The organism is Sorangium sp. So ce726 (assembly GCF_051521405.1).
In the GTDB taxonomy this organism is placed as follows: Bacteria; Myxococcota_A; Polyangia; order Polyangiales; family Polyangiaceae; genus Sorangium.
Window position 1 is genome coordinate 5506392 of the sequence record NZ_CP150349.1, and the last position, 14288, is coordinate 5520679.

A 14288-nucleotide genomic window follows, 5' to 3' on the forward strand; every position below is an offset into this window, starting at 1 on the left:
CTAGCTCAGGGTCTGGCGACGAGCGCTTTGCCAGGTCTCGACCTGGACCAGGCCTTGAAAACGAGGGGAGCGCCAGGTCTGGGCCCATTCAGGATCTGACCACCAGCGCTCGGTCAGGTCGGGACCCAGTCAGGGTCTGGTCACCTGCGCTCGGCCAAGTCTCGACCTGGACCAAGCCCGGAACGTGAGCGCTTGTTGTTAGAGTGGACCTGTGCCGGCAGACATCGTTACAGGGCGCGTCGACGCGCTGATCGTCACCGCGCTGCAGGACGAGCTCGAGGCGGTGCTCGCGCTCGGAGAGGGCGCTCGAGACGGCTGGCGGGAGGAGCGGGATCCGGGCGGATTCCCCTACTACGTCCGCGACATCCCGAACGACGGCGGCGAGCCGCTCCGCGTCGCCGCAGCGTGGTCGGGGCGGATGGGCGAGCGCGCGGCGGCGGCGAGGACGCAGGGGCTCGTCGACGAGCTCGACCCGGGGTGCCTCGCGGTCTGCGGCATCTGCGCGGGCGAGCGCGGCACGGTGTCGCTCGGCGACCTCATCGTGGCGGACCGCGTGTACTGCTGCGACGAGAGCGCGGACGGGACCTTCCAGGAGATCGCGATCCACGACCGCGAGGAAACGTGGGGCACGGAGGTCGCCGGCTTCGCGGCCGAGTTCGAGAAATCGATGGCGCTCGCGGGCGAGCGCCCGCCGTCGAAGCTGTCGCAAGCGTGGTGGCTCCGTCACGCGCTCTACGCGAGTCACCTGGAGGGAGGCCCATCGCCTGTTTCGCACCCCGAGCGGGTCCGGCGATGCCCGGGCTGGACCGACCGCATCGGCGAGCTGGAGACGCAGGGCGTGCTCCGGATCGGCGACGGAGGCCTCGAGCTCACAGAGCCGGGCAGAGCGCAGGTCCGTCGCGAGCGCCTGGTCTACCCGGACGGCCCGCCTCCGGTCCGGCCGCTGCGCGTGCACGTTGCCCCGATCGCGACCGGCAGGGCGGTGCGGGTAGATCCAAGCCGCTTCGAGCGGCTGAAGTCGATCGGGGGCGAGGTGCTCGGCGTCGAGGTGGAGGCCACGGCCATCGGCCACGTCGCAGCGCGCCTCCGAGGGCGGTCGATCATCGCGAAGGCGGTCTCGGATCACGGCGACGACGACAAGGACGACAGCTTCCGCGCGTTCGCGTGCCGCGCGTCGGCAGAGCTCGTCGTCGCGCTCCTGAAGCGCTTCCTTGCGCCTGCCCGCGCCGAGCACGCCGGGCGAGGCCCGAGGCCACGCCGCTTCCCGGCGCGCACGCGGGGCGGCCACGCGGAGCCGCACGGCGAAGACATCCTCCTGCCGGGGGAAGGGCGCAGCGACGACTTCCTCTCGCGGGTCGAGCGCGTGTGCAGGCTGCGCGAGCCCGAGGGGGTGAAGATCGAGTGGTTCAATGCGCCCCTCCCCTTCGGCGTCTACCTTCGCGTCTCGGTCAACGAGGGCGGCATCGTCCGGATCGCGCCGCTCGCGGCGCTCGCGAGCGGCATCTCGACCGAGGCGGTCTCCGCGTTCATCGAGAGCATCGACGCGTCGTACCGGCGCGAGGATCCGGGCCTCGTGTCCACGCTGGTCTACGGCGGCGAGCCCGCGCCGGAGGAGCTCGTGCGTTACGCGAGCGCGCGGCGCGTGCGCCTCGTGCGGTTCCTCGAGTACCAGGGGCTCATCGACTTCCGCGGCTACCTGGCGTGGCAGAACGCGAGCCTCGAGCGAAACCCCACGTATCCGCCGTCGCTCTACGTCGACCAGCGCATCGCGCTCACGACGGGCCAGGAGGAGGTGCTGCACGAGCGCGCGCTCGACGCCGTCGCAGAGCTGCTCGACTCCGAGCACAGCCGGTTCGTGCTGGTGCTCGGCGACTTCGGCACGGGCAAGACGTTCCTCCTGCACGAGCTCGCGCGGCGAATGGGCAAGGCGGGCGGCCCGCTGACGCCGGTGCTCATCGAGATGCGCGCGCTGGAGAAGGCGCGCGACCTGAACGCGCTCATCGCGCAGCACCTCGCGCTCGCGGGGCTCGGCAAGATCGATCTGCCCGCGTTCCGGCACATGCTGGCCGAGGGGCGGATCGCGCTCCTGTTCGACGGCTTCGACGAGCTCGCCTTCCGCGTGACGTACGACCGCGCGGTCGAGCACTTCGACACGCTGATCCAGGCGGCGCAGGGCAAGGCGGCGAAGGTGGTGGTGACGAGCCGGAGCCAGCACTTCATCTCGGAGCAGCAGGTGCGGTCCGCGCTCGCGGAGAAGGCCGCGCTCTTACCCGGCTACCGGCTTGCGCGGCTGCAACCGTTCACCGAGGAACAGATCCGCCGGTTCCTCTTGAACCGGCTCGGCAGCGAAGAGGCGGCCGACGCGCGCATGCGGCTGCTCGCGGACGTGAAGGACCTGCTCGGCCTGTCGGCGAACCCGCGGATGCTGGGGTTCATCGCCGAGATCGAGGAGGCGCAGCTCCGGCAGGCGAAATCGGGCGACGGGGAGATCACCTCGGCGGGGCTGTACAAGCTGCTCCTGGATCGGTGGCTCGTCTGGGAGTACGAGCGCGCGCACCCGAAGGGCGCGCAGCCGGGGCTGTCGGTGGCGCAGCGGTGGCGGGCGGTGACGGAGCTCGCGACGCGGCTGTGGCAGCGGACGGAGCAGAGCGTGAACGTGCGCGAGCTGCCGGCGGAGCTGATCGCGGCGCTGCAGGCGCTCGGCAGGCACGAGCTCGATGTCGGGGTGACGGCGCACCAGATCGGGTCGGGGACGCTGCTCGTTTGGGATGACCAGGAGAACTTCCGGTTCATCCACCAGTCGGTGCTCGAGTGGCTCGTGGCGCGGGAGGCTGCCGAGGAGGTGCTGCGCGCCGAGCAGGCGGCGGCGCTCGAGCAGCGCGAGGTGAGCGACCTGATGGCCGATTTCTTCGGGGCGCTCGCCGGAAGGGAGGCGGCGGAGACGTGGGTACGGGCGGCGCTCAGCGGGGCGTGGGGGACGGTGGCGGCGGCGAACGCGCTGCGGATCGACGGGCGGATGGGGCTAGGGGTGAGCGAGCGGACCAACCTCGCGGGGGCGGATCTGCGGGGACAGGACCTCTCGGGGAAGGACCTCCGCGGGTGCGACCTCCGGGGGGCCGATCTGCGGGAGGCGAAGCTCATCGGGGCGAACCTGCGCGGTGCGCTGATGACGGGGGCGCTGCTCGACGGGGCGGACCTCTCGGGGGCGGCGCTCGGCGGGGCGGATCTGACGGGGGCGACGGCGGTGCGGGCCCGGATCGTGGGCGCGGACCTGACAGGGGCGAAGCTCGCCTCCATGCGGCTATGCGGGGCGAAGCTCGTGGGGACGCGGGGCGCGCGGTTCGACCGGTGCGACACGTTCGGCGCGGCGATGCCGGAGGCGGCGAGGTTCGAGCCGACCTGGGTGCAGGGCAGCCGGTGCAACGCCGTGGCGATCAGCCCCGATGGGACCCTGCTCGCATCGGGTCATGCCCACGGGATCGTGCTGTGGGACATGGCGACAGGGAGCGCGCTGCGCAGGCTGAACGGCCACTCCGACCGGGTCACGAGCGTCGCCTTCAGCCCTGACGGGGCGACCCTCGCCTCCGGCTCGGGCGATTGCACCGTCCGGCTGTGGGACATAGCGACTGGCAACGTGCTCGGCGTCCTCAGGGGACACACACATCGCGTGAACAGCGTGACGTTCAGCCCCGACGGCGAGATGCTGGCCTCTGGCTCTTCCGACCGTACGGTCCGGCTCCTGCAGGTGGCCACCTTCAGGTATATCGCCGTGCTTGGTGGCCATCTGGGCGCGGTGATGGCCGTGAGTTTCAGCCCCGACGGCGACCTGGTGGCTTCAGGCGTCTACGACGCCACCGTCCGGCTCTGGAAGGTCGAGACGGGCGAGGTGCTTCGCATGTTGAACAGTCACCGGGCTGGCGTGCTCAGCGTCGCCTTCAGTCCTGGCGGCGAGATGCTGGCTTCCGGTTCTGTGGACTACGATATTGGCCTCTGGCACGTACCGACGGGCGGCGAGCTGCACCTGCTGAAGGGCCACTCGCGCCGTGTGCGAACCGTCGCGTTCAGCCCCGACGGCGCGACGCTCGCCTCTGGCTCCGAAGATGGATCAGTGCAGCTGTGGAACCCGTCGGGCGTCTCGTCGCAGGTGCTCGATGGTCACTCCGCCGGAGTGACGAGCGTCGCGTTCAGCTCCGACGGCGCGACGCTCGCCTCTGGCTCGAAAGACAGCACAGTGCGCCTGTGGCAGGTGTCGACCGGCGGCGCCTTGCGCGTGCTGGAAGGACAGCCGAGCGTGTCCATGGCCATGGCCTTGAGCAGGGATGGCGCGACGCTCGCGCTCGGCTCCGAGGATTTTGGCGCTCATCTTTGGCGGATGTCGACATGGAGCGCGCTGCCGCCACTCGTGGATCGCGGCATCTCCTCCGCGAAGCTGACGTTCAGCCCTGACGGCGCGACGCTGGCGTTCGCTCAGCGCGACCACACGGTCGGGCTCCGGAGGCTCGGCGCAGGCGGCCCGGCGCGCGTGTTGAAGGGGCACGCTCATGGCATCACGGATATAGCCTTCAGCCATGACGGGGGCATGATCGCGTCAGGGTCGCTCGACGGGACCGCGCGACTCTGGCGCACCGAGACGGCGGAGCTGCTTCGCGTGATGGACGATCACGACGATGGGATCAGCAGCGTGGCGTTCAGCCCCGATGGCGTGACGCTGGCCTCGGGCTCGATCGATGGGACCCTCCGGCTGTGGAGGGTCGACGGCGGACGAGCAGCGCGCGTGATGGAAGGTCATGGCGATACCGTGAGGAGCGTGGCGTTCAGCCCCGATGGCGCGACGCTGGCGTCGGGATCCGACGACACGACCGTGCGGCTCTGGCCGCTCGTCGACGGCGGCGAGCCGCGCGCGCTGCGCGCTCACTCCGGCCGGGTGAAGTGCCTGAGCTTCAGCCCCGACGGTGCATGGCTCGCCTCGGGGTCCGACGAGGGCAGCGTTGTCCTCTGGCGCGTGTCCGCCGATGACACGGCGCGCGTCCTCGAGGGGCACGCCGGCGAGGTCGTGAGCGTGGCCTTCATGCCGGATGGCGAGACGCTGCTCTCCAGCTCCACCGACGGCACCGTCCGCTTCTGGAGCGTGCAGAGCGGTGCTTGCCTCGCCGTGCTCCTCAAGCTCCCCGAGGGCTGGGTCGCCTTCCGCCCCGACGGCCGCTACAAGCTCGGCGGCAACATCGCAGGCGGCTTCTGGCACGCCGCCAACCTCTGCCGCTTCGAGCCGGGCGAGCTCGACGCGCTGGTCCCTGGGCTGCGCGTCCCGGACGACGAGCCGCTGCTCCCCTTGCGGCCGGCGCCCGTCCGGGGCTGAGCGCGGGTTGCCGAGCTCCCAGCCCGAATGACTACGGCATCTTGTCGATCGCCTCGATCACGATCCCGCCGAACCGCGCCTCGTCGGCGCGGCACCTCACGCCCCGGATGACGCATGCGTGGCTGTCCCGAGGCTCGCCGGTATCGGCGTAGCGCGCTCCGAAGCCGCCGCCGAACGACGTGTTGAAGAACTCGAGAGGCCGCCCGGCCTCGTCCGTGACCTCATGCTTGCAGAGCCCGCACACCGCGCGCGGGTGGCGTGGCCACAGCTCCAGGGGATCGCCGCAGATCGGGCAGCGGTGCGTCCCGTCCGGCATCCCACTCCCGTCGGCGGTCACGAGGCGCGCGCCGCGCTCGCCCGCGGCGAACCGGTACGGACCGCTGATCCCCGCGATGCTGGCGCGGTCCTCGCTCGCGACCGCGAGCAGGCCGGCGCCGGCGAGGGTGAGCGCTTCGAGCGACGGCGCGAAGCCGGGCCGGTCGCCGGTGTCCTCCCCGCGATCCTCGTGCCAGGACGCGATCTCGACGCCTTCCCGCCTGGCCCACGCATCGATCGCCGCGCGCTGCTCTGCCCCCGAGGCACACGCGGCGTCCGTGGAGACGCGGATGTAGGCGACGGCGCGCTCGGGGCTGCCGCGCTTGAACCGGCGAGCTGTCATCCGGGATGAGGGAATCCTGGACGGCGACGGTTGTCCAGCGGGCCGTGGTGGCGGTCGCGGGTAGCTCGCCCCCGAGCGGCGCGCGCCGGAGGTTTGCCGCGGTGGCAGCGCGGATTTTGGCCCCGGCCTGGACAGGCGTGTAGACGGCGCCCGATGGGCTCGACCCGGACGGCCTGGCACGTGCTGCTCGTCGCGCTGCTCCACCAGCGGGGCTCGCGCGGGTTCGAGGTGCGCAGCGAGGTGCCGCTCTCGAACGAGCCTCTCCGCGCCGACGACCTGCTGCTGCGCCGGAGCGCGGAGCCGAGCGAGCCCGCGGGCACGCTGAAGAAGCTCTGGGACCTGTTGCCCAGAGACACCATCGTCGAGTTCAAGAGCATCGGCCGGCCCTACCGACGGCGTAACCTCGACCGGCTGTGCAGCTACCTTCACCTGTACTGCGCCGATGAGCCAGAACGGATCGAGCGGCGGAGCGACCTGTGCGGCGTGCTGCTCGTCCCGTCACGCACCAGGTCGCTCGACGCGGATGTGGTGGAGCTCGGCCTGAAATGGGGCGACCTCGGCGGCGGCTACTGGCGGCTCGAGGGCGGGGCGTTCGCGCTGCTCGTCGTCGAGATCGACGCGGCGGCGGAGGCAGAGGACGACGATCTGCTACGCTTGTTCGGGCACGGCGAGGCCCGGACCATCGAGGCCCGAAGGTGGCTCTCGCAGCAGCTTGGAGCCGAGGAGATCGCCATGGAAATCCACGATTTGGAGGGCTTCGACGAGGTTGTCCGCAAGCTCCTGGCCACCCTCCCGCCGGAGCGGGTGCTGTCGGCTTACGCCCCCGAGCAACGCGTGGCGGGGCTGCCGCCCGAGCAGCGCATGGCGGGGCTGCCGCCCGAGCAGCGCATGGCGGGGCTGCCGCCCGAGCAGCGCATGGCGGGGCTGCCGCCCGAGCAGCGCATGGCGGGGCTGCCGCCCGAGCAGCGCATGGCGGGGCTGCCGCCCGAGCAGCGCGTGGCGGGGCTGCCGCCCGAGCAGGTGCTCCTCGCCTTGCCCGACGACGTGCTCCGCGCCCTGTCCGATGCCTACCTCGACACGCTCTCGGCGGAGACGCGCGCCGCCATCCGCGCGCGCATCGGACGGTAGGGCGGCAGCTCTGCGTCCCGCGCGCAGCAGAGCAGCGTGCCCGCAGGCCGCGGCGCTTGCATGATGCGCCCAGCCAAAGCGTCCGCTGCGTCCGGGTAGACTCCGGACCGATGCTCCTCCCGCCGAGAACGACAGGCCTCGCCGCGCCCGCGGGCGTCCTGCGCCCGTGGCCCTCCGTGCTGGCGACGTGGGGCCCTGGAGAGCGGAGCACGCTGCACGCCCACCATTGCTGGCACCTCGTGCTGGCGCTCGACGGCGACCTCCAGATCGGGACGGCCGACAGGGGCCCGTTCCAGCCGGGAGGCGCCGTCCTCACGGCCCCGGACACCGCGCACGCGATCGATGCGTCAGGCACCCATGTGCTCATCGTGTTCATCGATCCAGAGAGCGACGTCGGAGACGGGCTCGCCCAGGCGCTCGGGGCGTCGCCCATCGAGGTCATGGGCAGCGAGACGGCGGATCGGCTGCGGTCGTGCGTCGCCGAGCGCGGAGAGGCCGGGCTCTCGGCGGCGCTGCCCGGCGTGTTCGAGGCGCTGGGGATCGCGGTCCCGCCCTCCTCGCCGAGGCCGAGGCACCCGGGGGTCCAGCGGGTGCTGCGCCATCTGCGGGCGAGCGCCGGAGACGCGGACACGTCGCTCGAAGCCCTGGCCGGCATCGCGCGGCTCTCGCCGGGGCGGTTCATGCACGCCTTCACGGAGAGCGTCGGCGTGCCGCTGCGGCCGTACCTCCTGTGGCTCAAGCTGGAGCGGGCCGGGGCGGCGATCGCCGGCGGCGCGGCGCTCTCGGAGGCCGCCAGCGCGGCCGGCTTCGCGGACGCGGCGCACATGACCCGGACCTTCCGCCGGATGTTCGGGGTGAGCCCTTCCGATCTGAAACGCCGTAGCCAGCTCGTTCAAGACGGGTGAGGAGCGGGTCGCCACCTTGAGGGCATGGCACCTCTCCTCGTCCTCTCGATCTCGTTCGCGTTGTTCGTTGTCCTCGGACGCCTCGGCGTCAGGCACCTCGCGAGCTGGGTGACCTGCTTGCGGTACGCGCTCGCGGCGATGTTCCTGCTGACCGGATCGGCCCACTTCGGGAGCCGGCGCACCGAGCTCGTGGCGATGGTGCCGCCGGCGCTGCCCAGCCCCGATTTCCTCGTGACCGCGACCGGGGTCCTGGAGATCGCAGGCGCGGCGGCGCTCCTGGTTCCGCGGCTCGCGCCGTGGGCGGCTGCGGGGCTTACGATCCTGCTCATGGCGATGTTTCCTGCGAACGTCCATGCCGCGCGCGCGGGGCTCACGCTGGGCGGTAGCCCGGTGACGCCGCTCGTGCCGCGAACGCTGATGCAGATCGTGTTCGTCGGCGCGACGGTCGCCGTCGCGATCGGCACTCGTGGCGGGGAGCGGACGAACCGGAATCGGACGAAGTAGCGTCCAGTGCGGCGCTTTGATCGAGGTCCCTGCTACATACAGATTCGGCCTGCGGCGGCACGAGGAGGTCGTCTGTTAGACTGCCGCCGTGGCGAGAGACCTCATCGACTTCGGCATCGAGCGCAGCCGCCACGAGCACTTCTTCGGTCGAGAGGACGTGCTCTCGGCCATCGATCGCCACCTCGATAGCGCGGGCACGTCGGGCCGCTGGGTGCTCGTCACGGGCGCGCCCGGCATGGGCAAGAGCGCGACCCTCTCGCGGTGGCTCGACGTCGAGGAGCAGCGTGGCCACAGAGCGCCGCACCACTTTCTCCGGCGCGACGTCATGGACTGGGATCGCCCCGAGGCGGTCGCCCGCTCCCTTTCGGCGCAGATCGAGGCGCTCTACCCGGCGCAGAAGGACCCCGAGGCGCGGCCGGAGAACCGGCTGATCGAGCTCTTGGCGAAGGTCTCCAAGCACGAGCTCGTCCCCCGAGGTGAGCGCCTGGTGCTCGTCGTCGACGGCCTCGACGAGGCGCGGAGCGACGGTGCCGGGAAGAACCCGCTGCCGAGCTTTCTGCCGTACGCGCTGCCACCGCGCGTGCACGCGCTCTGCGCCTCGCGCCCACAGTACCCGCACCTCGGGTGGCTGGAGAGCCGCGGTAACGTACGACGCCTCGATCTCGACACGCCCGAGTGGGCGGGCTCGAACGAGCGGGCCTGCCGCGCGTTCTGGAGCGATCAGGCGCCGCGGTTCACGCCGCGGCTCGACCCGAGGCTCGTCGAGGAAGCGGTGGCGCGGGCCGAGGGGAACCTGCTCTATGCGGTGAAGCTGCGGGAATGGCTCGAGGAGCAGCCGGTCGAGCAGCGGCGCGTGGAGCGCCTGCCCCGCGGACTGAGCGGGTTTTTGGAGCAGATCTGGCAGCAGCTCCGGAGCCTGCCGCGCGAGCAGTTCGGGCTGGTCGCTAGCGCCCTCGGGCTGGTCTGCGCGGCGCGCGAGGCGCTGCCGCTCGAGGAGGTCGAGGCGGCGGCGGGGTGGAAGGACGTGGAGGCCGGCGAGGACTTCCTTCGCGCAGCGCGGGCGCTGCTCCTCGAGGAGCCGGCGTCGTGGCGCGGCTTGCGAGCGTACCGGCCGTACCACGAGGCGTTTCGCGCGTTCGTCACGGGGAAGCTCGGGCCGAAGCGCATGGCCGAGCTGCACCGGCGGCTGCTGGACACGACGGCGCGGTGGCCGGTAGCAGAGGGGGAGAGCGATTTCCGGCGGCGGTATCCTGCGCGGCACGCAATCGCGCATGCGCTCGCGGCGGGCGAGCGGGAGAATGCACGGGGGTTGTGCCGGGATCTCGGGCTGCTGGAGGCGCTCTGCCGCGAGGATGGGCCTGCGGCGCTCGAAGATGCGCTGCGGCTCGGAGCGAAGGAGCTCGGGAACGGCGACATCGACCTGCTCCACAGGGCGGTGCGGGCCGAGTCGCACTGGCTCCGTGAGGCACCGGAAGCATTGCCGGCGCTGGTCTACAACCGGCTGCGCTCGGCCGGATGGGAGGCGGAGCGGATCGCGCGGACGCTGCGGTTCCCATGCGGCTCGCCGAGGATCCGGTTGCGGCATCCGGTACGGATGTGGACCGGCGAGGAGCGCACGCTGCACGGCCACTCCGGGGCGGTCAACTCCTGCGCGGTCAGCCCCGATGGCCAGCGCATCGTCTCCGCCTCCTTCGATCGAACGCTCAAGATCTGGGACCTTGCGACCGGCACGCTCCTCTCCACCCTCAAAGGCCACTCCGATTGGGTGAGTGCGTGCGCGGTCAGCCCCGATGGCCAGCGCATCGTCTCCGCCTCCTACGATCGAACGCTCAAGATCTGGGACCTTGCGACCGGCACGCTCCTCTCCACCCTCGAAGGCCACTCCGGGACGGTCAACTCCTGCGCGGTCAGCCCCGATGGCCAGAGCATCGTCTCCGCCTCCCACGATCGAACGCTCAAGATCTGGGACCTTGCGACCGGCACGCTCCTCTCCACCCTCGAAGGTCACTCCGTGGCGGTCAACTCCTGCGCGCTCACCCCTGATGGCCAGCGCATCGTCTCCGCCTCCTACGATGGGACGCTCAAGGTCTGGAGCCTTGCGACCGGCACGCGCCTCTCCACCATTGAAGGCCACTCCTATCAGGTCACTGCCTGCGCGGTCAGCCCTGATGGCCAGCGCGTCGTCTCCACCTCTTACGATGGGACGCTCAAGATCTGGGACCTTGCGGCCGGCACGCTCCTCTTCACCCTCGAAGGCCACTCCTATCAGGTCACTGCCTGTGCGCTCAGCCCCGATGGCCAGCGCGTCGTCTCCGCCTCCTACGATGGGACGCTCAAGATCTGGGACCTTGCGACCGGCACGCTCCTCTCCACCCTCGACGGCCACTCCTATCAGGTCACTGCCTGTGCGTTCAGCCCCGATGGCCAGCGCGTCGTCTCCGCCTCCTACGATGGGACGCTCAAGATCTGGGACCTCGCGACCGGCACGCTCCTCTCCACCCTCGAAGGCCACTCCGATCGGGTCACTGCCTGCGCGCTCAGCCCCGATGGCCAGCGCGTCGTCTCCGCCTCACACGATCGAACTCTCAAGGTCTGGGACCTTGCGACCGGCAGGCTTCTCTCCACCCTCGAAGGCCATTCCTCTTGGATCGATGCCTGCGCGCTCAGCCCTGATGGCCAGCGCATCATCTCCGCCTCCGCCGGTGGGACGCTCAAGGTCTGGGACCTTGCGGCCGGCACGCTCCTCTCCACCATCAAAGGCCACTCCGATCGGGTCGCTGCCTGCGCGCTCAGCCCCGACGGTCAGCGCCTCATCTCCGCCTCTGACGATAGAACGCTCAAGGTCTGGGACCTTGCGACTGGCAGGCTCCTCTCCACCATCAAAGGCCACTCCAATCGGGTCACTGCCTGCGCCATCAGCCCCGATGGCCAGCGCATCGTCTCCGCCTCACACGATCGAACTCTCAAGGTCTGGGACCTTGCGACCGGCACGCTCCTCTCCACCCTCGAAGGCCACTCCGATCGGGTCACTGCCTGCGCGCTCAGCCCCGATGGCCTGCGCATCGCCTCCGCCTCACACGATCGAACTCTCAAGGTCTGGGACCTTGCGACCGGCACGCTCCTCTCCACCCTCGAAGGCCACTCCGATCGGGTCACTGCCTGCGCGCTCAGCCCCGATGGCCTGCGCATCGCCTCCGCCTCACACGATCGAACTCTCAAGGTCTGGGATACCTCAACCGGGGAATGCCTGGATACAGCGCACGGGACCAGCCCATTCGTCAGCGTGACTGTGTCGCAGCAGCTTCTCTGTGCAGGCGACGCGAACGGCAATCTCTGGCATCTCTACTTCATGGCCTCGGCACCTGAAGCGAAACATCTTTCGACGAACAAGCCCATCCACCTCTTCTTCAGCTACTCCCACGAGGACGAGGCCCTCCGCGACGAGCTGGAGACCCATCTCGCCCTCCTCAAGCGCGAGGGCCTCCTCAAGAGCTGGCATGACCGCCGCATCGGCGCCGGCACGGCGTGGGCTGGTGAGATCGACAAAAATCTCAACGAGGCCGACGTGATCCTCCTCCTCGTCAGCGCCGACTTCCTCGCCTCCGACTACTGCTTCGACAAGGAGATGAAGCGCGCCCTCGAGCGGCACGACGCCGGCCAGGCCCGCGTGCTCCCGGTCATCCTTCGGGAGGCCGACTGGCACAGCGCGCCTTTCGCCAGGCTCCAACCGCTACCGAGGGACGCCAGACCGGTCACCAGCTGGCCGAACCGCGACGAGGCCTGGACCGACGTGGTGAAAGGCATCCGGCGCGCAGTCGAGGCGCTCCGAGGGCACACCGGATACGATGAGCGCACCGACGCCCTTCAAGGAGCACGCGATGTCCGACGGGATCACGACGTCTCAGGCTGAGCCGATCGACGACGAACAGTACCCGGCCTTCCTCGAAGCCATCCGCGCCCGCTTCGGCGAGGTGACCGCCGGCGGCGCGCGCCTCTTCACCACGGACGCCGCGGGCCTCTTCGACGCGTTCCTCGACGGGTTCCGCGCGGATCGGCGCCAGCACTACACGTGCAGCGCGTGCCGCCGCTTCGTCGAGCGCTTCGGCGGGCTGGTGAAGGTCGCGCCCGATGGGACGGCGACGTCGATCACGTGGGCCCCCGAGGCAGCGCCGCCGTTCTTCCGGACCTCCGTCGAGGCCATGGCGCAGATCGTCGCGCGCGCGAAGGTGACCGGCGTCTTCCTCTCCGAAGAGCGCACGTGGGGGATGCCGCGCAACAAGAGCCAGAAGCCGCCCTTCTCCTGGACGCACATGGCCGTAACGCCCGGGCGGGAGCTCGTCTTCAAGCCGTCCGCCGTGCAGACCACCTCGCAGGTCGTGGCCGAGAAGCTCCAGGATCACGGCACCCTCTGCCGAGGGCTCGCCGAGTTCCCGCTCGAGGTCGTGAGGCAGGCGCACACCCTCCTGACCACCGGGAACCTCTACCGATCGGAGAAGTGCATCGGCGTGGCGAAGTGGCTGGTCGATCTGCACGAGGCGCGCGCGGCGACGAAGAACCCCGTCGCCCGCGACAACATCACATGGCTCGCCGTGGCGACCGCGCCGGCCGGGTTCTGCCACGTGCGCAGCGGCATGATCGGCACCCTCTTGGAGGACATCCAGGCCGGGCTCGGCTTCGCCGACATCAAGGCGAAGTTCGACGCCAAGATGAACCCGCTCCTCTACCAGCGCCCCCAGGCGGCGCCGAGCGCGGGCAACATCGCGCAGGCCGAGGCCATCGTCCAGAAGCTCGGCTCGGCCGGCGCACTGGAACGCCGGTTCGCCAGGCTGGAAGACATCCAGGCGCTGTGGAAGCCGAAGGCGGCGGAGGCGCCCCAGGAGCGGGGCGGCGGCGTCTTCGGCCACCTGAAGGCCAAGATCTCCACGGCCGCAGCGTCCGTAGAGCAGCCGCCCGTCGTCATGACCTGGGAGAAGTTCCAGCGGACCGTGCTCGCGGACGCGGAGCACGTCGAGTTCTTCGTGCCCGAGCAGAACGCGTTTTACGCCGCGCTGGTGACGGCCGCGAACCCTGATTCGCCGCCCATCCTCCAGTGGGATCGCGAAGAGAAGCGGAACCAGGTGAGCTGGTACCTCTACGTCAAGGGCTCGCCGGCGAGCGCGTGGAACCTGAAGGCGGGGCAGTTCCAGAAGGTCACGGCGATCGCGCTACAGCCGACGATGTGGGACGGCCCGGACAAGTACCCGCACCAGGGCCAGTCGGTCTTCTTCCTCCTCGATGGCGCGCGAGACGTGAACCACGAGCGCAGCGGCGGCTTCTTTCCGGAAGACCTGCGAAGCGAGTACCACGGCATCCGCGCCACCATGGAGGCGTACGCGAAGAACGCGACCATCGCGGGAGCCAAGGAGGCGTCAGCCTGCGGCATCAAGCTCCAGAAGAGCGCCGGCAACTGGGATTACCTGTTCCGGGTCACCACGAAAAACGGGCGGGTTACCTACAAGCTCGACCGCTGGGACTGAGGATCGGAGCCCTGCGGGGGCCGCGCCACCGGCGGACGGGCGCCGGGAGCGCGGGCACGCCGGTCGATCACCCGCTGGCAGAACCGCGACGAAGCCTGGAAGGACGTGGCCACCGGCATCCGACGCGCCGTCGAGGCCCTCCAAAGGCGCGCCGATGCCAGCCCTCGCCGGTGAGTCATGCGGCGCGTCGCCGCGCGCACCGCCGGCTTCACCGCCGCCGC

7 protein-coding genes are annotated in these 14288 nt (G+C 70.7%); 6 read left to right on the forward strand and 1 reads right to left on the reverse strand.

From position 1 onward, the window contains the following. Window positions 1-211 precede the first annotated feature (211 nt). Window positions 212-5356, forward strand: coding sequence for a pentapeptide repeat-containing protein (locus tag WME79_RS20460; protein WP_437538324.1), 5145 nt, complete (start codon window positions 212-214; stop codon window positions 5354-5356). A 31-nt stretch (window positions 5357-5387) separates the two neighbouring features. On the opposite strand, the gene WME79_RS20465 is transcribed toward WME79_RS20460, so the two are convergent. Beyond that, window positions 5388-6014 carry a recombinase family protein gene (locus tag WME79_RS20465; RefSeq protein ID WP_437538325.1) on the reverse strand — a complete coding sequence of 209 codons (627 nt, stop codon included), beginning with the start codon at window positions 6012-6014 and terminating at the stop codon, window positions 5388-5390. A gap of 153 nt (window positions 6015-6167) precedes the next feature. On the opposite strand from WME79_RS20465, the gene WME79_RS20470 reads away from it, so the two are divergent. The 5 genes from WME79_RS20470 (at window position 6168) to WME79_RS20490 (ending at window position 14067) form a co-directional block, all read left to right on the forward strand. Continuing rightward, the gene (locus WME79_RS20470; protein ID WP_437538326.1) at window positions 6168-7142 is read left to right on the forward strand and encodes a hypothetical protein; all 975 of its coding nucleotides are present in this window, start codon (window positions 6168-6170) and stop codon (window positions 7140-7142) included. A 110-nt stretch (window positions 7143-7252) separates the two neighbouring features. Then, window positions 7253-8047: a helix-turn-helix domain-containing protein gene (locus WME79_RS20475; RefSeq protein ID WP_437538327.1), complete on the forward strand. Its 795-nt coding sequence runs from the start codon at window positions 7253-7255 to the stop codon at window positions 8045-8047. 24 nt (window positions 8048-8071) lie between these two features. Further along, window positions 8072-8551 carry a DoxX family protein gene (locus WME79_RS20480; protein WP_437538328.1) on the forward strand — a complete coding sequence of 160 codons (480 nt, stop codon included), beginning with the start codon at window positions 8072-8074 and terminating at the stop codon, window positions 8549-8551. Window positions 8552-8639: 88 nt separating this feature from the next. Next, window positions 8640-12461 (forward strand): TIR domain-containing protein, encoded by a 3822-nt coding sequence (locus WME79_RS20485; RefSeq protein WP_437538329.1) that lies wholly within the window; start codon window positions 8640-8642, stop codon window positions 12459-12461. Continuing rightward, the gene (locus WME79_RS20490; RefSeq protein WP_437538330.1) at window positions 12430-14067 is read left to right on the forward strand and encodes a hypothetical protein; all 1638 of its coding nucleotides are present in this window, start codon (window positions 12430-12432) and stop codon (window positions 14065-14067) included. Before WME79_RS20485 ends, WME79_RS20490 begins: the two co-directional genes overlap by 32 nt. The last annotated feature ends 221 nt before the right edge of the window (window positions 14068-14288 follow it).

Bases quoted from the DNA above. Each gene is read 5' to 3' on its own strand.
- WME79_RS20465 (WP_437538325.1), bottom strand. From the start codon at position 6,014: ATGACAGCTCGCCGGTTCAAGCGCGGCAGCCCCGAGCGCGCCGTCGCC.
- WME79_RS20470 (WP_437538326.1), top strand. From the start codon at position 6,168: ATGGGCTCGACCCGGACGGCCTGGCACGTGCTGCTCGTCGCGCTGCTC.
- WME79_RS20475 (WP_437538327.1), top strand. From the start codon at position 7,253: ATGCTCCTCCCGCCGAGAACGACAGGCCTCGCCGCGCCCGCGGGCGTC.
- WME79_RS20480 (WP_437538328.1), top strand. From the start codon at position 8,072: ATGGCACCTCTCCTCGTCCTCTCGATCTCGTTCGCGTTGTTCGTTGTC.
- WME79_RS20490 (WP_437538330.1), top strand. From the start codon at position 12,430: ATGTCCGACGGGATCACGACGTCTCAGGCTGAGCCGATCGACGACGAA.